This window comes from Bradyrhizobium sp. HKCCYLRH3073 (genome assembly GCF_051167995.1).
Classification (GTDB): domain Bacteria; phylum Pseudomonadota; class Alphaproteobacteria; order Rhizobiales; family Xanthobacteraceae; genus Bradyrhizobium.
In genome coordinates this window covers 540,296-558,693 of the sequence record NZ_JBNPUD010000001.1, presented here as the reverse complement: position 1 = coordinate 558,693, position 18,398 = coordinate 540,296, and the positions used below count along the sequence as shown (strand labels likewise).

The window sequence follows — 18,398 nt, the reverse complement described above, 5'->3', positions numbered from 1 at the left end:
ATGCAATCTTTTTATGTCATTGCGACCGCGGCGGGGCAATCGCGCTTCGTCCGTCGGACCTGCACCACACGTGACCCTGCCATGAGCCGTCTGTCCCGCTTTGCGCTTGCCTGCCTGCTGACCGGCGCCGCCGTTGCAAGCATCGCCGGCCCGCCCGCCTCGGCCGAGGACGAGCCGGTGGCGTTGCGCATCCTCGCCATCAACGACTTCCACGGCAATCTGAAGCCGCCCTCCTCCGGCATCCGCGTCGCCGATCCCGCCGACCCGACCAAGACCACCGTGGTTCCAGCCGGCGGCGCCGAGCACATGGCGAGCCTCGTCAAGCTGCTCGCCGACGGCCAGCCCAACACGATCTTCGTCGCCGCCGGCGACCTGATCGGCGCGAGCCCGTTCCTGTCGGCGATGTTCCACGACGAGCCGACCATCGAATCGATGTCGCAGATGGGGCTCGCGCTGTCGGCGGTCGGCAACCACGAGTTCGACGAAGGCAAGGCCGAGCTGCTGCGGATGCAGAACGGCGGCTGTCATCCGACCGACGGCTGCCGCGGGCCGCAGCCGTTCACCGGCGCCAAATTCCATTATCTCGCGGCGTCGACGTTCCTCGCCGGCACCGACAAGACGGTGTTTCCGCCCTACGAGATCCGCACCTTCGAGGACATCCCGGTCGCCTTCATCGGGCTGACGTTGAAGGGGACCGCGGGCATCATCTCGCCGGCGAGCGCGGCCGGCCTCGACTTCCGCAACGAGGCCGAGAGCGTCAACGCGCTGATCCCGGAATTGAAGGCCAAGGGCGTGCAGGCGATCGTCGTGCTGATCCACGAGGGCGGCTGGCCGTCCGGCGGCATGAACGAATGTCCCGGGCTGTCGGGGCCGATCGTCGACATCGTCAAGGACCTCGACAGCGCGGTCGACATCGTGATCTCCGGCCACACCCACCAGGCCTATGTCTGCACCATCGACAAGCGGCTCGTCACCTCGGGCGACAAGTTCGGCACGCTGGTGACCGCGATCGACGTCAAGCTCGACCGCACCACGCGCGACGTGATCAGCGCGACCGCCACCAACATCGTCGTCGACACCACGCTGCCGAAGGATCCGGCACAGACCGCGCTGATCGACGCCTATGAGAAGCTCGCCGCGCCCTACGCCAACCGGCCCGCCGGCGTGCTCAGCGCAACGCTGTCGCGGATGCCCGATGCGTCCGGCGAGAGCGTGCTGGGCGACGTCGTCGCCGATGCCCAGCTCGCGGCGACGCGGGCGGCCGACAAGGGCGCCGCGGTGATCGCGATGACCAATCCCGGCGGCATCCGCACCGATCTCGTCCGCCGCGACGACGGCGCCGTGACCTATGCCGACGTGTTCGCGAGCCAGCCGTTTCGCAACCAGCTGATGACGGTCACCCTGACCGGCGCCGAGATCAAGGCCGCGCTGGAGCAGCAATGGCTCGACCCGGCGCGGCCGCGCATCCTGCAGGTCTCCAGCGGCTTCTCCTATGCCTTCGACGCCAAACAATCCGCGGGCGCGCGGATCGATGCCGCCAGCATGATGCTCGACGGCAAGGCCATCGATCCCGCCGCGTCCTACCGGGTCACCATCAACAACTACCTCGCGCTCGGCGGCGACGGCTTCACCGCGTTCAAGAGCGGCCGCGATCCGATCACCGGCCCCTATGACGACGAGGCGCTGTTCGCCTATCTCAAGGCCAACGGCCCGCTGGCGCCGCCGCCGCGCGGCCGCATCGTCAACAAGGCCTCGTGACGCCCCGCACGCTGGGCGGAAAGCCGGTCATATCGCCCGCGGGGCTCTTTCCGAGGCTGCGTTCAGCGCATAGATTGGGCACTCCCGCAACGCGCGAGTGGCAGAGCCCTAATGTCGACGCTGTATCTCTCTCATGAAGCCTGCCTCGATCACGCCACGCCGTCCGGCCACCCCGAGCGCGCCGACCGGCTGCGCGCCGTCGAGGAGGCGCTGACCGAGGAGCGCTTCGCCCTGCTCGATCGCGACGAGGCCCCGGAGGCGGACATCGAGCTCGCCCTGCTCTGCCACAACGAGCACTACGTCACCGAGCTGCGCCATATGGCCCCGACCTCGGGGATCATCTATCTCGACGGCGATACCTCGATGTCGCCGGGCACCTGGGAAGCGGTGATGCGCGGCGTCGGCGGCGCGGTCGCGGCGACCGAGTCGGTGATGTCCGGCCGCCACCGCAACGCCTTCGTCGCGGTGCGCCCGCCCGGGCACCATGCCGAGATCGCCAAGCCGATGGGCTTCTGCTTCTTCGACAATGTCGCGATCGCCGCGCGCTACGCCCAACGCACCTTCGGCATCGCGCGCGCCGCCATCGTCGATTTCGACGTCCACCATGGCAACGGCACCCAGGACATCTTCTGGGCCGACAAGAGCGTGATGTACTGCTCGACCCACCAGATGCCGCTGTTCCCGGGCACCGGCGCCCGCGGCGAGCGCGGCGAGCACGACACCATCGTCAACGCGCCGCTGGCCTCCGAGGACGGCAGCCTCGAGTTCCGCTCCGCCTTCGAGAACCTGATCCTGCCGCAGCTCACTAAGTTCAGCCCGGAGCTCGTGATCATCTCGGCCGGCTTCGACGCCCACTATCGCGATCCGCTGGCGTCGCTCAACCTGCGGGCCGAGGATTTCGGCTGGGTCACCCGCAAGCTGATGGATCTGGCTGACAAGACCGCCGGCGGCCGCGTCGTTTCGGTCCTGGAGGGCGGCTATGACCTTCAGGGGCTTAAGGAATCCGTCGCGGCCCACGTCGCGGCGCTGACCGGGGCGTAATCCCCAGGTTCCGGCCGATCCACCCCGGCAGGGCCTGACAGGGCCGCGAGCGGGGTGTAAAAGCACGGCCCCGGAGTTGAGTGAGCTGCAGGGAACCCGCATGGCGGACAACACCGTAACCGACGTCAAGAAGCTGTCGTTCGAGCGCGCGATCGAGGAGCTGGAAACGATCGTGAAGCGGCTCGAGGACGGCAAGGTGCCGCTCGAGGAGTCGGTGACGATCTATGAGCGCGGCGAGGCGCTGAAGCGGCGCTGCGAGGAACTGCTGCGCCAGGCCGAGGCCCGGGTCGAGAAGATCACGACCGACGCCAGCGGCCATGCGGCGGGAACCGTACCGCTCGACGTGCAATAGCGGCTTGCGGCGGGCCTCTCCGGGCAACAGTCCGGATTTATTTCGCTGCCGTCCGGCGCGACTTTCACGCGCGGTCGGAGCGCCTCTCAATCGTGCAATTCGGCCGCACATCGGAGCAGCTGCATTGTCGACGGGCTTGGCCGCCAAGCGCCCCCTGGCGAAGTCTCTGCCCCGCGTTCACCGATCGAGAGCCGCCGCTACGTGCTTCGTTTACCATGCGACACGATTGGATCCTGGCAGTTCGACCATGGCGTCCCCGATCCCATGAGCGCGCCGGTCCACGGCTGCAAGCGTCCGGGCCCGATCATGACAACGTGCTGCGCTCATAGGCCTTCCGCGTCCGCTTCGTGACGGCCCACGAAAGGCCGCACGCCGGCGACTTCTTCATGATCGTCCGCGGACCGATCCCCTTACGCGAACGCATGGCTCACCGCGCCGCGGCGCGCGCAATCGCCGCATCGGCGGATTCTGTGCCGCGGGAAAAAGCCTGGACCGAGCTCGCGTCCCCGGTCTATTGCGGAGCGCTGGCTGCCGTCGATTTGAGCAGCGCACTGGAACCTCCGGCACGCCGCCGCGGTTGAGACGTGGCGCAAAGGTACCGTTTGCGGGCTTGCCAACGCCCGCCGGGTTGGCTTTAAGACGCACTTTGGTGTAAAGCTTCTCGCAACTGCGGGTTTTTGGAAGTGTCCATCCTCTCCAGAGAGAGGAATCTAAGCGCTTGCAAGAGCTAGCAAAACTCACTTGGCTGAACGACTTGGCGATCTTGGGCGACTAACGAGGACGGCAAGGCCACCAAGAGTGACTTACATCACATAGATCGATCCCAAACCCGGCTAGTCTTCGGACTGCGGCTTCGATCCGCGCGGATGTGACCTTCAAGACCTCAGGTTTCGCCGCCCGTTACGATGAACCTCTCAGATGTCGGCCCTTGAACCCGACCTGCAAAATTGGAATGTCACCGTGACCACATTTAGTAAGACGCCGCTTCTCGACACCATCAAGACCCCGGAAGATCTGCGCCGGCTGAAGGTCGAGCAGGTCCGGCAGGTCGCCGACGAATTGCGCCAGGAGACCATCGACGCGGTCTCGGTGACCGGCGGCCATTTCGGCGCGGGTCTCGGCGTGGTCGAGCTGACCACGGCCATCCATTACGTATTCGACACCCCGCGCGACCGCCTGATCTGGGACGTCGGCCACCAGGCCTATCCGCACAAGATCCTGACCGGACGCCGCGACCGCATCCGCACCTTGCGCACCGGCGGCGGCCTGTCCGGGTTTACCAAGCGCGCCGAGAGCGACTACGATCCGTTTGGCGCTGCGCACTCGTCGACCTCGATTTCCGCCGGCCTCGGCATGGCCGTGGCGCGCGACCTGTCGGGCGGCAAGAACAACGTGATCGCCGTGATCGGCGACGGTGCGATGTCCGCCGGCATGGCCTATGAGGCGATGAACAATGCCGGCGCGATGAACTCCCGCCTTATCGTGATCCTCAACGACAACGACATGTCGATCGCGCCGCCGGTCGGCGCGATGTCGGCCTATCTGTCCCGCCTCTACTCGGGCAAGACCTACCGTACCCTGCGCGATGCCGCCAAGCAGCTCGGCCAGCATCTGCCCAAGGTGATTGCCAACCGCGCCAGCCGCGTCGAGGAATATTCGCGCGGCTTCATGATGGACGGCGGCACGCTGTTCGAGGAGCTCGGCTTCTACTACGTCGGCCCGATCGACGGCCACAACCTCGACCATCTGCTCCCCGTGCTGAAGAACGTCCGCGACATGGAGGCCGGCCCGATCCTGGTCCACGTCGTGACCCAGAAGGGCAAGGGCTACTCGCCCGCGGAAGCGGCGGCCGACAAATATCACGCGGTGGCCAAGTTCGACATCGCCACCGGCACCCAGGCCAAGGCCAAGCCGAACGCGCCGGCCTATCAGAACGTGTTCGGCCAGAGCCTGGTCAAGGAAGCCGAGAAGGACGACAAGATCGTCGGCATCACGGCCGCGATGCCCTCGGGCACCGGCATCGACATCTTCGCCAAGGCGTTCCCGAAGCGCACCTTCGACGTCGGCATCGCCGAGCAGCATGCGGTGACCTTCGCCGCCGGCCTCGCGGCGGAAGGCTACAAGCCGTTCTGCGCGATCTACTCGACCTTCCTGCAGCGCGGCTACGACCAGATCGTCCACGACGTCTGCATCCAGAGCCTGCCGGTGCGCTTCGCGATCGACCGCGCCGGCCTGGTCGGCGCCGACGGCGCCACCCATGCCGGCTCGTTCGACAACGCCTATCTCGGCTGCCTGCCGAACATGGTGATCATGGCGGCCTCCGACGAGGCCGAGCTGGTACACATGGTGGCGACCCAGGTCGCGATCAACGACCGGCCGAGCTCGGTGCGCTATCCGCGCGGCGAAGGCCGCGGCGTGGAAATGCCCGAGGTTGGCGTTCCCTTGCCGATCGGCAAGGGCCGCATGATCCGCCAGGGCAAGCAGGTCGCTCTGCTCTCGTTCGGCACCCGGTTGGCCGAGTGCGAGAAGGCGGCCGACGAGCTCGCCGCCCATGGCCTGTCCGCCTCGATCGCCGATGCGCGCTTCATGAAGCCGCTCGACGAGGAGCTGGTGATAAAGCTCGCCCGCGAGCACGACATCCTGATCACGATCGAGGAAGGCTCGATCGGCGGCTTCGGCTCGCACGTGATGCAGTATCTGTCCGACCAGGGCATGCTGGACGGCGGCCTGAAGATGCGTTCGATGGTGCTGCCCGACGAGTTCCAGGACCACGACACGCCGGCGGCGATGTACGCCCGCGCCGGGCTGGACGCCAAGGGCATCGTCCGCAAGGTGTTCGAGGCGCTCGGCAAGGACTACGCGACCGAGTCGGTCAAGCTCGCCTGAGGGCGGGCTTGCGTCCCGCAGTGGTGAGCCATGAAGATCTATCTGGCAGGTCCCGACGTGTTCCTGCCGGATGCCATTGAAATCGGCCGGCGGAAGGCCGCGATCTGCGACCGCCACGGCCTGATCGGCCTCTACCCCCTCGACAACAGCATCGACCTCGCCTCCTCCGACGCCTCGCGCCAGATCTTCCATGGCAACGAGGCGATGATGGACGACGCCGATGCCATCATCGCCAATCTCACGCCGTTCCGCGGCCCCGGCGCCGATGCCGGCACGGTCTATGAGTTCGGCTACATGGCCGGATCCGGCAAGCTGTGTCTCGGCTACTGCAACGACCCGGCCATCTACGCCGATCGAGCCCGGCGCTTCACGGCGGTGACGGAGCAGGACGGCCGCCTGGTCGATGGCGAAGGCCTGACGGTCGAGGATTTCGGCCTGCCCGACAATCTCATGATGATCCACGCGCTCGAGCTGCGCGGCCATCCACTGGTGCTGCCGCGCGAGCGGCCGGCGAATGTCTGGAACGATCTCTCGGCGTTCGAGCTGTGCGTGAAGCTAGCGGCGGAGCGGCTGGCCACGGTCTCGTAGGGTGGGCAAAGCGGCGCCGCCAGGTGCAGCGTGCCCACCGTCCATCCACGCTCTGCAATCGAGATGGTGGGCACGGCGCGTCAATTGCGATACGAGCTTGCGGAAACACCGGTGCACGCGCCTTTGCCCACCCTACGAGTCTCGCGTGGTGGCACGATCGATGACACGAACTCCCATGTCGTCCCTGCGAAAGCCGGGACCCATAACCACAGGACGGTGTGTTGGGCAGACACGTAGTTGCCATCTTCCTACAAACTACGTCCTGTGGTTATGGGTCCCGGGTCGGCGCACCGACGCGCGATGCGCGCCAGTGCTTGCCCGGGACGACACCGGAATGGTTGCGCGACCTCCACAACTCATGACCACTCCACAACTCATGACCATTCATCAAACCGCCCATGACCCCTGCCCGCAAACGCGCTGACATCCTCCTCGTCGAACGCGGCCTGTTCGAGAGCCGCGCGCGGGCGCAGGCGGCGATCGAGGCGGGGCTCGTGTTCGCCAACGACAAGCAGGTCGGCAAAGCCTCGGAGAGCATTCCCGCCGACGCCGTCCTGCAGGCCGAGCCGGCGCATCCCTGGGTGTCGCGTGGCGGCGTCAAGCTGGCGGCGGCGCTGGAGCATTACGGCATCGAGGTCGAGGACCATGTCTGCCTCGATGTCGGCGCCTCCACCGGCGGCTTCACCGAGGTGCTGCTGGCGAATGGCGCGGCGCTCGTGTTCGCGGTCGACGTCGGCCGCGACCAGTTGCACCCGTCATTGCGCAATCACCCGAAGATCATCTCGATGGAGCAGACCGACATCCGCAGCTACGACGGCAAGCGGCTGGCGCAGCGCCCCGACATCGTCGTGATCGACTGCAGCTTCATCTCGCTCAAGGCGGTGCTGCCGGCCGCGCTATCGCTCGCCGCCTCGCCGATGAGCCTGCTGGCGCTGATCAAGCCGCAATTCGAGGCGCAGGGAAAGCACGGCAAGGGCGGCATCATCAAGGATGCAGCCGTCCATCAAGCCGTGTGCGATGACATCGCCGCCTTCGCCGCCTCGCTCGGCTGCAGCGAAATCGCGATCTTTCCGTCATCGATCAAGGGCGGCGACGGCAACGCCGAATTCTTCCTGGGAGCGCGCCGCCATGGTTGAACGTCTCGTCATCGACCAGGTCGGCCATCGCGGCGATGGCGTGTCGCTGTCATCGGGCGAGGCGCTGTACGTGCCCTACACGCTGGCCGGCGAGACCGTGGAGACGGCCGTCGTGCCCGGCCATCCCGATCGCCGCAAGCTGCTCGCGGTGGAGACGGCGAGTCCCGAGCGGATCGCGCCGTTCTGCGCGCATTTCGGCGTGTGCGGCGGCTGCGCCATCCAGCACTGGATGTCCGGGCCCTATCAGCAATGGAAGCGCAACATCATCGTCGAGACGCTACGGGCCGCCAAGGTCGACTGCGACGTGGCCGATCTGATCGATGCCCACGGCGCCGGCCGGCGCCGCGCCACCTTCCACGCCCGGATGGGCACGCACGACGTTCTCAGGGTCGGATTCTCGGCCGCGAACAGCCACGATATCGTGCCGATCGACCGCTGCCCGATGCTCGATCCTGCTCTGGACGGTGCGCTGGAAGCCGCATGGGCCCTGGCTGAGGCGCTGAAGCCGACCGGCAAGCCGCTCGACATCCAGGCGACCGCGACCAGCAACGGCCTCGACATCGACATCCGCGGCTCCGGCCCGCTGCCGCCGCCGCGCATCGCGGCCCTGTCCCGCCTCGCCGAACAGCACCGGCTGGCGCGGCTGACGCGCCACGGCGAGCTGGTGCTGATGCGCAATGCGCCAGTTGTCACGATGGGCACGGCGCAGGTGACGCTGCCGCCCGGCTCGTTTCTGCAGGCCACCGTGCAAGGCGAGGAGACGCTGGCGCAGCTCGTGATGGAGCGGACCGGCAAGGCCAGGCACGTCGCCGACCTGTTCTGCGGCGTCGGCCCGTTCGCGCTGCGGCTCGCCACGCGGGCGCGCGTCACCGCCATGGACAATGATGCCGGCGCGATCGCGGCGCTGCAGAAGGCGGCCGGGACGCCCGGCCTCAAGCCGATCAAGGCCGAGGCGCGCGACCTGTTCCGCCGCCCGCTGATGCCGCCGGAATTGCGCGACATCGATGCCGTCGTGTTCGACCCGCCGCGCCAGGGCGCGCAGGCCCAGGCCAGGCAGCTCGCGGCCAGCAAGGCGCCGGTGATCGTCGCGGTGTCCTGCAACGTCACCACCTTCGCCCGCGACGTCCGCATGCTGATCGACGGCGGCTACAAGCTCGAGACGGTCGTCCCCGTCGACCAGTTCCGCCACACGCCGCATGTGGAGTTGGTGGCGCGGCTGGTGCGGTGAGGCGGTGATGCGGGATGCCTATTAGTTGAGCGCAGAGCTTGCTCGGCACGAACGGTGCGCACCCTCTCCCCGTTCTTACGGGGGCGCGACGAGCTTCGCTCGCGCTGAGAGGGTTGGGGTGAGAGGCAGCCGCACGGGAAGTGTCAGCAGGGGCAAACGCACCGGGTGTGTGCGTGGATAGACCTGTCCCCCTCACCCGGATTGCATCTTCGATGCAATCCGACCTCTCAGCGCGAGCGAAGCTCGTCGCGGCCCCGCAAGCGGGGCGAGGTGCACTGCCGCCGCTGCGAGATCCCGGCCAATCAAGAAACACGAGAGGTCAAGCAGCGGCGCTGCCGTGTCTATGACTGCTACCGCACCACGCTGACCTTCACCGGGGCGACGCCGGTGTGGATCATGCCGAGCGCCTGGGCGGCGGAGTAGGACACATCCACCACCCGGCCCTGCACGAACGGTCCACGGTCGTTGACACGCACCACCACCGAGCGGCCGGTCTTGACGTTGGTGACCTGCAAACGGGTGCCGAACGGCAGGCTGCGATGGGCGGCCGTCAGCTCGGAGGGATCGAAGCGTTCGCCGCTCGCGGTCTTGCGGCCTTCCGAGTAGTAGCTGGCGAGGCCCGACGAGGTGGCGTGGGCTGGAGGCGGGCTGAGCTCGGCCTGCTGGACGCGCACCACCGACTCCGGCGCCGTCTCCGCACGCTGCACCTGCGGCCGGAATTCGGCGGCAGCTTGCTTCGTCGGCGCCGCCCAGCGCGCCTGCCGGACCGCCGACGATTGCGCGCAGGCGGCGAGCGAAGCCGCCGCCGCACACAGCAGCGCTGGCCTCAGAAGTTGGGATGCGAGCCCTGCACCCGGGCCATGGACGACTGACGAGGGACCTGCTGTCCGGTCGATGATACGCATGTTCTGTGCGCCTCCGCCTCAACCCGCTCATGGTCGCGGCCCAATCGCGGCGGCACAGTGGCAAAGAGAATTTTGGCGCCATGCAACCCCTGGTTTTCAGATCATGTGTGGCTGTGAGGTCACAGATTCGCCGGATCGGCAACAAGACGGGGTTTTTCCACACGAGATCGGGATACCAATCCTTGCACCCGACACGCGTCCGATGGGTGCGCAGTGCACGCCTCCGACCAGGACAGGCGGTGTGAAGCGCTGCGCGCCGGTCGATGGCGGATCAGGGGCGCCGGTGTGGCGCAGCCCGGGTCACCGGCCCCAGCGATCCTGCCAGATCTTCTCGCCGATCGTGCAGGACACGCGCGGCTCCTTGTCGGCGTCATCGGCGACCGGCACGATGCGCGGCGGCGGTGCCCGTCCGGCGACCTCCATCAGCAGCTTGGTGCGGATGGCCTCCTTGAACTCCTCGCGGCTCTTGATCGTGACCACGAACGAGCCGTGGCCGCCGGTGACGCAATCCTTGTAGTAGAGATCGAGGTTCTCGATATCCATGGTCGAGTAGGACGGCTCCTTGACCATGATCGGCAGGCCGTTGATCGTGATGCCCTTGTTGACGGCCTCGTCGCGCGCGATCGTCACCGGCGAGGGACCGTTGTTGTTGGGCCCGTCGCCGGAGATGTCGATGACGCGGCGCAGCCCGCGATAGGGGTTCTCATCGAACAACGGCATGGCGAAGTAGATCGCGCCCGAGATCGAGGTGCGCGACGCCCGGCGGATCGGCGTCTTCATGATCTCGGCGGCGACGGCGTCGGCACTTTCCGGTCCGTCGATCAGGCGCCATGGAATGATGATCTTCTGGTCGCTCGAGGCCGCCCATTCGAAATAGGTCACGGCGATGCGGCCGTGCACGCCGTTCTTCAGCGCCTGCAGGAACTCGCGCGAGCTGAGCGCCTGGGCGTAGCCTTCGCGCTGGATCGCCAGTTCGTCCAGATCCATCGAGTAGGACACGTCGACGGCGAGGATGAGCTCAACGTCGACGGAGGCTTCCTTCTCGCTCAGTTGCTGCGCCGGCTGGGTCCTCGGCGCGGCCACGACGCTGGCGACGTCGCCGCCAGCCAAGGCGCCCGCCAGACACGCCACCCCGATCGAGATCCACCAGCGCATGAGCTGCCCTCCAATCGCGTCTGATGATGGTGACATGCAATCCGCAGAGCGCAAAGCGGGAACGCACACATCCATTCACATTCCGGTTAGTCCCCTGGATTGCCCGGATGTCAGGCAGCCGCGTGCGCCCATCGCGCAAGGCATGCAGCCCGTGGTTTCCCGGAGCGTTCGAAGCCTGTATCGTGGCGTGACTGCCGCATCAGGAACACAGGCGCGCCCTTCAAATGAACGATGCCGTCACCAAGCCCAAGACGAAGGTACGCACCAAGACCGAGCGTCCGCGGCTCTACAAGGTGATCCTCGTCAACGACGATTTCACGCCGCGCGATTTCGTGGTGATGATCCTGAAGGCGGAATTCCGCATGACCGAGGACCAGGCCTACAAGGTCATGATCACGGCCCATAAGCTCGGCGTCTGCGTGGTGGCGGTGTTCACAAAGGACGTCGCCGAGACCAAGGCGACGCGCGCGACCGATGCCGGCCGCGCCAAGGGATACCCGCTGCTGTTCACCACCGAGCCGGAGACCTGAGCCGGCGAACTAATTCCCTTCCTCGCGCAGCCCGAACACGCGTTGCGCGGTCGCGAGGCCAGCGATCGGAAATTCGCCGAGATCGGTCCAGAGATCGGTCAGCGGCTCGGGACAGGCGCCGGCAAAGGCCTCGGACGCGACCACCGTGCGCTTCAGCTGCGCGGCCATCTTCTCCAGCCTTGCGGCGAGATTGACGGCGGGGCCGATGCAGGTGAAGTCGAGCCGGTTGCCGCCGCCGATATTGCCATAGAGCAACCGTCCGACATGCAGCGCCACGCCGAAACGAAACCGCTCCCCGATGTCGCCGACCGCATATTCCAGCGCGTCGACGCGGGCGCGCGACGCCCGCGCCGCCGTGAGTACGCGGCCGCAGACCTCGCTCGGATCGCCGCCCTGCGCGCGAATGGGGAACACCGCGAGCAGGCCGTCGCCCATGAACTTGAGCACCTCGCCGCCCTGCTCGCGGATCGGATCCACCTGGCAGTCGAAGTACTGGTTGAGGATGTCGACGACGTTCTCGGCCGGCAGCCGGTCCGACAGCGGCGTGAAGCCGCGCAGATCCGACAACCAGATCGCCGCATCGAGCGTATCGGTGTGGCCGCGGCGGATCTGGCCGCCGAGGATGCGCTCGCCGGCGCTGTTGCCGACATAGGTGTCGAGCAGCATCGAGGCGGTCCGGCGCAGCGTGACGATCTCGGTGTAGCGTGCGAGCGCAGGCATCAGCGACCGGATCGCGTTCAGCTGCGCGTCGGTGAAGCCTCTTGGAGATTTGGTGGTCCAGCTCGAGGCATGGACCGCGCGATCGATGAAGGTCATCGGCAAGGCGAGATAGTCGGTCACGCCCTCGGCACGCAGATCCATCAGGATCGGAAAACGCTCCGCCTGCGGATGGCGAGGATCGGCCCCGAACTCCCTGCCATGCTCGAACACGAGCGCGAGCGGACTGTCCGTGTAGGCCGGGGTGCTCTCGAAACCGAAATCGACCGTGCCCATCTCGACCTCGGCGCCCTGGCGCCAGATGAAGCTGCGGCCGGCGATATCGGGATGAAGGGTGCGGACGAACACGCCGACGCGCCACAACGGGATGCCGAGCCCGACCAGGCGCTCGCAGCATTCGGACATCATCTGGCTCGGCGTCGCCGCGGAGCGCGCACCATCGACCAGCCAGTCCTTGATGTCCCGCAGCTTGGAAGTGTCCATGGGCTGAGATTAAGCGACGGACGTGACAACAGTAAACAGGTACTCCGTGCGCGACCAACCGACCTGGCCGCGATGGCGCAGCAGATGATCGGCGAGCACGCAGGCCATCATCGCCTCGCCCACCGGGCCCGTGCGGATTGCCGACGCAGGGGTCGTGATGGCCCTTGGCGAGGCTCTTCGTGACAGCTCATGGAGACAGCGAGACGCACGCGGCGTGGCGGCAATTTTAGCCATTTGCGAGGAAGGCCGTTCAGCTCCGCGCGGTATCCTGACACGATGAGAGAGACCCTCCGCAGCGTATCATCCACCATTGTTCCTCAGACCTCGTTCGGACCGTTGCGGCTACTGCCGGCGCTGCCATGGCTCATCCTCGCCGCGGCAATGCGGGTGATCGCGTTTGCCGGCGGACCGGCCAGCCTGCCCGCTCTGGTCGTGGCCGCGGTCGCCGTGCTGCACGCCTTCATCGTCACGGCGCAGCGCTGTATCGAGGCAAGCGGCGGCCAGACGAACCTCGGCGAGCTGAGCGTCACCGACCAGCTTCGATTGTCCCTGGCCGTGCTATGGCGGATCGCCTTGCTGATGATCGCGGCTGCGCTAGCCCTGGTGTTCACGCCCTATGCGGGACAGAGCCCCCATCTGATGGCCGGACTGGATGGCATGGCCTTCGACCAGTTCACGCATCTCGGCCGGTTCTGGAGCGCATTCATCGCAGCGCTGGTGCTGCTGATGATCCTGCAGGCCGAGCGCAACAATGGCCGGACCGCGTTCTTCCCCGCACTCGGTGAGTTCGCTCGGCGCGGGCTATGGCTCGGGACCGCCGTGCTGGTGCTGGGCCTGGTCAACATCGGACTGGGCTACGGCCAGAATGCCGTCCGTAGCCTGATCTGGACGTTCGGGCAGACCGAGGCCAGTCAGTTCGCCAAGAACCTGGTGTTCTTCGTGTTCATCTTCTCGTTCGCGATGCTGCGGCTGTGGGTCACGCTCTCGATCGTGACCTTCGGGCTGAAGGCGTCGTATGTGTACGGCGAGAACGATTAACCTACCCCACCTGGCCGCGATGGCGCAGCAGGTGATCGGCGAGCACGCAAGCCATCATCGCCTCGCCGACGGGAACCGCGCGGATGCCGACGCAGGGGTCGTGACGGCCCTTGGTCAGGATCTCGGTCTCCTGGCCTGAGCGGTCGACGGTCTGGCGCGGGGTGAGGATCGACGAGGTCGGCTTGACCGCGAAGCGCAGCACGATCGGCTGTCCCGTGGCGATGCCGCCGAGAATGCCCCCGGCATTGTTGGAGAGGAAGCGCGTGCCGTCATTGGCCGAGCGCATCTCGTCGGCATTCTCCTCGCCGGTCAGCTCGGCCGCACCGAAGCCGGCGCCGATCTCGACCCCCTTCACGGCGTTGATGCTCATCATCGCCGCGGCGAGATCGGCATCGAGCTTGCCGTAGAGCGGCGCGCCAAGTCCCGCCGGCACGCCCTCGGCGACGATCTCGAGCACGGCGCCGATCGACGAGCCGGACTTCCTGATGCCGTCGAGATAGTCCTCGAAGAACGCTGCCTTGTCCTTGTCGGGGCAGAAGAAGGGATTGCGCGCGACCTCGTCCCAGTCCCAGTTGCCGCGGTCGATCTTGTGCGGCCCCATCTGCACCAGCGCGCCGCGCACCTTCACGTCGGGCAGGACCTTGCGCGCGATCGCGCCGGCCGCAACGCGCGTCGCGGTCTCGCGCGCGGAGGACCGGCCGCCGCCGCGATAGTCGCGCAGGCCGTATTTGGCCTCGTAGGTGAAGTCGGCATGGCCGGGACGAAACTTGTCCTTGATCCCGGAATAGTCCTTGGAGCGCTGATCGGTGTTCTCGATCAGGAGCGCGATCGGCGTGCCGGTGGTGACCTGCGCTCCCGTGTCTGGATCGGCCATCACACCGGACAGGATCTTCACCTGGTCCGGCTCCTGGCGCTGGGTGGTGAAGCGCGACTGGCCGGGACGGCGGCGGTCGAGATCACGCTGGATCTCCTCCGCTTGCAGCGGGATCCGCGGCGGACAGCCGTCGACCACGCAGCCGATGGCCACGCCATGGCTCTCGCCGAAGGTGGTGACGCGGAACATGTGGCCGAAGGTGTTGAAGGACATGAGCTGATCACCCAATCGGAAAAACCGTCATTCCGGGACGGTCCGAAGGACCAGACCCGGACTCTCGAGATTCCGGTTTCGCCTCTCACGACGCGCCCCGGAATGACGGGGACAAACTAACTGTACTTCTCGAAGCCGTTCTCGCCGAACACATAGACCGCGCCCTGCTGGATCGGCAGGTCGACGGCGCCGTGCGGCGTCTCGAAGCCCAGCGCGACCATCAGCGCCCGCGCCGTGCCGCCATGGGCGACCGCCACGATATCGCCAGACAGCCCATCGTACCAGTCGCGCACGCGGCGCTCGACGTCGGCATAGGTCTCGCCGCCCTCGGGCGCCAGCGACCATTTGTCGGTCAGCCGCCGGGCATAGAAGGCGGGATCGGCCGCCTGCATTTCCGGCAGCGTCGCCCCTTCCCATTTGCCGTAGCCGATCTCGCGCAGCCGGGCATCGAGCGCATAGCCCTCGGCTGGCAGCCCCAGGGTCTCACGCACCAGCTCCATGGTCGCGCGGGCGCGGCTGAGCGGGCTCGCGACGTAGGGCAGGCGCGCCGCATCATGGCCGTTGCGCGCAGCAAGCTCGGCCAGGAGGTTGCCGGCCTGCACCGCCTGCACCCGCCCGAGCGCGTTCAGCGGAATGTCCTGCGTGCCCTGCAGCCGGCCGAGCGCATTCCATTCCGTCTCGCCGTGGCGGATGTAGTAGATCGTGGGCCGTGGCATTGCGTGTTGACGTTAGTCCTTGGCGCCGACGGAGTTGCTGAGCGAGATGTCGGGCGCCTCGGGCCGCTTCATGCCGACGACATGATAGCCGGAATCGACGTGATGCACCTCGCCGGTGACACCACGCGACAGGTCGGACAAGAGATACAGCGCGCTGTCGCCGACCTCGTCGATGGTCACGGTCCGGCGCAGCGGCGCGTTGTATTCGTTCCACTTCAGAATATAGCGGAAGTCACCGATGCCCGACGCGGCCAGCGTCTTGATCGGGCCGGCCGAGATCGCGTTGACGCGGATGCTCTTCTCGCCGAGATCGGCGGCGAGATAGCGCACGCTGGCTTCCAGCGCGGCCTTGGCGACGCCCATCACATTGTAGTGCGGCATCCACTTCTCGGCGCCGTAATAGGTCAGGGTGATGATCGAGCCGCCGTCGGTCATCAGCTTCTCGGCGCGCTGCGCGATCGCGGTCAGCGAGTAGCAGCTGATCAGCATGCTCTTGGAGAAATTGTCCTGCGTGGTCTCGATGTAGCGGCCGTCGAGCTGGTCCTTGTCGGAGAAGGCGATGGCGTGGACGACGAAGTCGATCTTGCCCCACTTCTCCTTGAGCACGTCGAACACGGCATCGATGGTCGATGGATCGGTGACGTCGCAATGGCCGAGCACGAGGCCGCCGAGCTCAGCCGCCAGCGGCTCGACGCGCTTCTTCAGCGCGTCGCCCTGGTAGGTCAACGCGATCTCCGCGCCGGCCGCGCGCGCGGCCTTGGCAATGCCCCAGGCGATCGAGCGGTTGTTGGCCACACCGAGGACCACCCCGCGCTTGCCCTGCATCAAACCTGAAATCTGCGCCATGCGGCTTCCCATCGAACTGATTATGAGAGCATGATCCGGAAAAGTGGAAACCGGTTTTCCGAAAGATCATGCTCAAACAAGGAGATGAGCATCATGCGTTTCCGTGGAAGCGCATCATGCTCTGAGGACTGGACGTACACCACCGGTCTGGCCCGGTACAGCCCCATTCCGCCCGCTCTGTGGCAAACGCCCAGCCAGCTTGCCCGGCTGGAATAGGCCTGAGATCGCGGGGTTATGATCTTTGCAAGGCGCCGGCTGCGGCCTGCGCCCTTGTCATCGCAGCGAACAGCCGCAGGGCAGTCCATGAACGCGTTCCGCCAGAGCGTCGAGACCATGATTCCGGCACTGCGCCGTTATGCCCGGGCGTTGGCGCGCGACATGGACGCGGCCGACGAGCTGGTCCAGGACACGCTGGTGCGGGCGCTGCGCTCGGAACGGCTGTTCCTGGGCGGCGACATCAGGAGCTGGCTGTACACGATCCTGACCAATCTGAACAAGAACCGCCGGCGCTCCCTGGCACGGCGACCTCACTTCATGCCGCTCCAGGACGACAATGCCGACGCCAGCGGCACTGAGGCCGAGGGCCGGGACATCGAGCGCGCGCTGGCGACCCTGGTGGAGGAGCAGCGCGCGGCGCTTCTCCTCGTCGTGCTCGAAGGCATGAGCTACCGCGAGGTCGCCGACATCCAGGGTGTCCCGATCGGCACCGTGATGTCCCGCCTCGCCCGCGCCCGCGCCCATGTCCGTGCCGTGCTCGAGGGCGAGCGGCCGGCGCTGCGGAGGGTGAAATGACCACTGCACAAAAGCCGCCCTGCCATGTTCGGCTGCCCAAGCCTGCAGCGACCGCGCATCGCCGCAGCCGCTCGATTGCAACGAGATCCCGATGATGACCGAGCCGACCATTCCCGTCACCGAAGACGAGCTGCACGCCTACGTCGACAACGAGCTGCCGGCCGAGCGCCGCAGCGACGTCGAGCGCTGGCTGGCCGCGCATCCGGCGGACGCCGAGCGCGTGCAATCCTGGCGCAGCATGGCTGAGGCGCTCCATGCCCGCTACGATTCGATCGTCAACGAGCCGGTGCCGCCGCGGCTCGACCTCGACGGTCTGGAGCGCCGGCCGCGGCGCTGGGTCGTCGCGGCCATGGCGGCAAGCGTGGCGGCCTTCGCGGCCGGCGGCGCGGTCGGCTGGGTCGCGCGTGGCGCTACGTCCTCGCCGTCGCCGCTGCAGGCCCTCGCCGGCGAGGCACTCGATGCGCACCGACTCTACGTCGTGGAGGTGCGCCATCCGGTTGAGGTCCCCGGCGACGAGAAGGCCCATCTGCAGCAATGGCTGACGCGGCGCTGCGGCCGCACCGTGCAGGCGCCGGAGCTGGAAACCACCGGACTGAAGCTCGTCGGCGGCCGGCTGCTGCCGGGGCCGACCGGTCCGGCGTCCTTCCTGATGTACGAGAGCACCTCCGGCGAGCGCTTCACGGTGTATGCGACCAAGGTCGGGATCGAGGCGGCCGAGATGCGCTATACGGCGCAGGGCAACACCGCTGCGCTGTCCTGGGCGGAGCGCGGCGTCAGCTACGTCGTCAGTGGCAGCAGCGACCGGACGCGTCTCACCCAGGTCGCGCGCCTTGTTTATGACCAGTCCGAACGGGCGGGCGGCTAGCGGCGGACCATTGCCCGATTTCGCGAGGTGCCGGCCTCGGCGCGATTACGGCCGTGATCAGAAGCGTTTGCAGGATGGCCGCAAACGCTGCGCGAAAGCGTACCGATCCCCGCCTCGCCCGGGCGGGAGACACGCCAAGGTCGGCGCCGCAATTCGGTCACCGGAAATCTGGAATCAGGTCACCGGCACGTCTCAATATAGCGCCAAATGTTCACGAAAAAATGAGGAGTGTTCGATCCGCCGATCGACACGGAAGCGGCCTCGATCGGGGTTTT

Annotated in this window: 17 protein-coding genes and 1 pseudogene; 11 read left to right on the top strand and 7 right to left on the bottom strand. The window is 67.0% G+C overall.

What is annotated here, in order from left to right; translation table 11 throughout:
• The first annotated feature begins 81 nt into the window (after nt 1-81).
• The 7 genes from ACQR1X_RS02570 to ACQR1X_RS02540 all read left to right on the top strand — a co-directional run bounded on the left by ACQR1X_RS02570 (nt 82) and on the right by ACQR1X_RS02540 (nt 8,989).
• Entirely contained in the window at nt 82-1,758 is a 1,677-nt protein-coding gene (locus tag ACQR1X_RS02570) for a bifunctional metallophosphatase/5'-nucleotidase (protein WP_434886935.1), read from the top strand.
• A 111-nt stretch (nt 1,759-1,869) separates the two neighbouring features.
• Entirely contained in the window at nt 1,870-2,799 is a 930-nt protein-coding gene (locus tag ACQR1X_RS02565) for a histone deacetylase family protein (RefSeq protein WP_315802324.1), read from the top strand.
• Nucleotides 2,800-2,899: 100 nt separating this feature from the next.
• Entirely contained in the window at nt 2,900-3,151 is a 252-nt protein-coding gene (locus ACQR1X_RS02560; RefSeq protein ID WP_315802323.1) for an exodeoxyribonuclease VII small subunit, read from the top strand.
• 960 nt (nt 3,152-4,111) lie between these two features.
• Complete coding sequence (gene dxs / locus ACQR1X_RS02555; RefSeq protein WP_434898259.1) at nt 4,112-6,037, top strand: 1-deoxy-D-xylulose-5-phosphate synthase; 1,926 nt, start codon at nt 4,112-4,114, stop codon at nt 6,035-6,037.
• A gap of 30 nt (nt 6,038-6,067) precedes the next feature.
• Entirely contained in the window at nt 6,068-6,625 is a 558-nt protein-coding gene (locus ACQR1X_RS02550) for a nucleoside 2-deoxyribosyltransferase (RefSeq protein ID WP_315802321.1), read from the top strand.
• A 398-nt stretch (nt 6,626-7,023) separates the two neighbouring features.
• Entirely contained in the window at nt 7,024-7,761 is a 738-nt protein-coding gene (locus ACQR1X_RS02545) for a TlyA family RNA methyltransferase (protein WP_315802320.1), read from the top strand.
• Nucleotides 7,754-8,989: a class I SAM-dependent RNA methyltransferase gene (locus ACQR1X_RS02540; RefSeq protein ID WP_434898258.1), complete on the top strand. Its 1,236-nt coding sequence runs from the start codon at nt 7,754-7,756 to the stop codon at nt 8,987-8,989. Before ACQR1X_RS02545 ends, ACQR1X_RS02540 begins: the two co-directional genes overlap by 8 nt.
• Before the next feature lie 350 nt (nt 8,990-9,339).
• On the opposite strand, the gene ACQR1X_RS02535 is transcribed toward ACQR1X_RS02540, so the two are convergent.
• Together ACQR1X_RS02535 and ACQR1X_RS02530 are read right to left on the bottom strand one after the other, a co-directional pair.
• Complete coding sequence (locus tag ACQR1X_RS02535) at nt 9,340-9,894, bottom strand: septal ring lytic transglycosylase RlpA family protein (protein WP_315802318.1); 555 nt, start codon at nt 9,892-9,894, stop codon at nt 9,340-9,342.
• 300 nt (nt 9,895-10,194) lie between these two features.
• Nucleotides 10,195-11,049, bottom strand: a complete 855-nt coding sequence (locus ACQR1X_RS02530) for a DUF1194 domain-containing protein (RefSeq protein ID WP_315802317.1) — start codon at nt 11,047-11,049, stop codon at nt 10,195-10,197.
• Nucleotides 11,050-11,273: 224 nt separating this feature from the next.
• Between ACQR1X_RS02530 and clpS the strand changes: the two genes are divergently transcribed.
• Nucleotides 11,274-11,579 (top strand): ATP-dependent Clp protease adapter ClpS, encoded by a 306-nt coding sequence (clpS, locus tag ACQR1X_RS02525; RefSeq protein WP_035654766.1) that lies wholly within the window; start codon nt 11,274-11,276, stop codon nt 11,577-11,579.
• 9 nt (nt 11,580-11,588) lie between these two features.
• Here the strand turns inward: clpS and ACQR1X_RS02520 are convergent, their stop codons facing one another.
• Together ACQR1X_RS02520 and ACQR1X_RS02515 are read right to left on the bottom strand one after the other, a co-directional pair.
• Complete coding sequence (locus ACQR1X_RS02520) at nt 11,589-12,779, bottom strand: adenylate/guanylate cyclase domain-containing protein (RefSeq protein ID WP_315802316.1); 1,191 nt, start codon at nt 12,777-12,779, stop codon at nt 11,589-11,591.
• Nucleotides 12,780-12,788: 9 nt separating this feature from the next.
• Nucleotides 12,789-12,960: pseudogene (locus ACQR1X_RS02515) on the bottom strand (chorismate synthase); the annotation flags it as partial.
• 95 nt (nt 12,961-13,055) lie between these two features.
• On the opposite strand from ACQR1X_RS02515, the gene ACQR1X_RS02510 reads away from it, so the two are divergent.
• Entirely contained in the window at nt 13,056-13,817 is a 762-nt protein-coding gene (locus ACQR1X_RS02510) for a hypothetical protein (protein WP_316178361.1), read from the top strand.
• A gap of 1 nt (nt 13,818) precedes the next feature.
• On the opposite strand, the gene aroC is transcribed toward ACQR1X_RS02510, so the two are convergent.
• The 3 genes from aroC to fabI form a co-directional block, all read right to left on the bottom strand.
• The gene (aroC, locus tag ACQR1X_RS02505) at nt 13,819-14,904 is read right to left on the bottom strand and encodes a chorismate synthase (protein ID WP_315802314.1); all 1,086 of its coding nucleotides are present in this window, start codon (nt 14,902-14,904) and stop codon (nt 13,819-13,821) included.
• A 116-nt stretch (nt 14,905-15,020) separates the two neighbouring features.
• Nucleotides 15,021-15,620, bottom strand: coding sequence for a histidine phosphatase family protein (locus ACQR1X_RS02500; protein ID WP_315802313.1), 600 nt, complete (start codon nt 15,618-15,620; stop codon nt 15,021-15,023).
• A gap of 12 nt (nt 15,621-15,632) precedes the next feature.
• Nucleotides 15,633-16,466, bottom strand: coding sequence for an enoyl-ACP reductase FabI (fabI, locus tag ACQR1X_RS02495; protein ID WP_315802312.1), 834 nt, complete (start codon nt 16,464-16,466; stop codon nt 15,633-15,635).
• Between the two features lie 303 nt (nt 16,467-16,769).
• Here fabI and ACQR1X_RS02490 point away from each other — a divergent pair, with 303 nt between their 5' ends.
• Together ACQR1X_RS02490 and ACQR1X_RS02485 are read left to right on the top strand one after the other, a co-directional pair.
• Nucleotides 16,770-17,258 carry a sigma-70 family RNA polymerase sigma factor gene (locus ACQR1X_RS02490; RefSeq protein ID WP_315802311.1) on the top strand — a complete coding sequence of 163 codons (489 nt, stop codon included), beginning with the start codon at nt 16,770-16,772 and terminating at the stop codon, nt 17,256-17,258.
• A 91-nt stretch (nt 17,259-17,349) separates the two neighbouring features.
• Nucleotides 17,350-18,123 (top strand): anti-sigma factor family protein, encoded by a 774-nt coding sequence (locus ACQR1X_RS02485; protein ID WP_316238313.1) that lies wholly within the window; start codon nt 17,350-17,352, stop codon nt 18,121-18,123.
• Nucleotides 18,124-18,398: the final 275 nt, after the last annotated feature.

Bases quoted from the DNA above. Each gene is read 5' to 3' on its own strand.
- ACQR1X_RS02570 (WP_434886935.1), top strand. From the start codon at position 82: ATGAGCCGTCTGTCCCGCTTTGCGCTTGCCTGCCTGCTGACCGGCGCC.
- ACQR1X_RS02565 (WP_315802324.1), top strand. From the start codon at position 1,870: ATGTCGACGCTGTATCTCTCTCATGAAGCCTGCCTCGATCACGCCACG.
- ACQR1X_RS02560 (WP_315802323.1), top strand. From the start codon at position 2,900: ATGGCGGACAACACCGTAACCGACGTCAAGAAGCTGTCGTTCGAGCGC.
- ACQR1X_RS02550 (WP_315802321.1), top strand. From the start codon at position 6,068: ATGAAGATCTATCTGGCAGGTCCCGACGTGTTCCTGCCGGATGCCATT.
- ACQR1X_RS02545 (WP_315802320.1), top strand. From the start codon at position 7,024: ATGACCCCTGCCCGCAAACGCGCTGACATCCTCCTCGTCGAACGCGGC.
- ACQR1X_RS02540 (WP_434898258.1), top strand. From the start codon at position 7,754: ATGGTTGAACGTCTCGTCATCGACCAGGTCGGCCATCGCGGCGATGGC.
- ACQR1X_RS02535 (WP_315802318.1), bottom strand. From the start codon at position 9,894: ATGCGTATCATCGACCGGACAGCAGGTCCCTCGTCAGTCGTCCATGGC.
- ACQR1X_RS02530 (WP_315802317.1), bottom strand. From the start codon at position 11,049: ATGCGCTGGTGGATCTCGATCGGGGTGGCGTGTCTGGCGGGCGCCTTG.
- clpS (WP_035654766.1), top strand. From the start codon at position 11,274: ATGAACGATGCCGTCACCAAGCCCAAGACGAAGGTACGCACCAAGACC.
- ACQR1X_RS02520 (WP_315802316.1), bottom strand. From the start codon at position 12,779: ATGGACACTTCCAAGCTGCGGGACATCAAGGACTGGCTGGTCGATGGT.
- ACQR1X_RS02510 (WP_316178361.1), top strand. From the start codon at position 13,056: ATGAGAGAGACCCTCCGCAGCGTATCATCCACCATTGTTCCTCAGACC.
- aroC (WP_315802314.1), bottom strand. From the start codon at position 14,904: ATGTCCTTCAACACCTTCGGCCACATGTTCCGCGTCACCACCTTCGGC.
- ACQR1X_RS02500 (WP_315802313.1), bottom strand. From the start codon at position 15,620: ATGCCACGGCCCACGATCTACTACATCCGCCACGGCGAGACGGAATGG.
- fabI (WP_315802312.1), bottom strand. From the start codon at position 16,466: ATGGCGCAGATTTCAGGTTTGATGCAGGGCAAGCGCGGGGTGGTCCTC.
- ACQR1X_RS02490 (WP_315802311.1), top strand. From the start codon at position 16,770: ATGAACGCGTTCCGCCAGAGCGTCGAGACCATGATTCCGGCACTGCGC.
- ACQR1X_RS02485 (WP_316238313.1), top strand. From the start codon at position 17,350: ATGATGACCGAGCCGACCATTCCCGTCACCGAAGACGAGCTGCACGCC.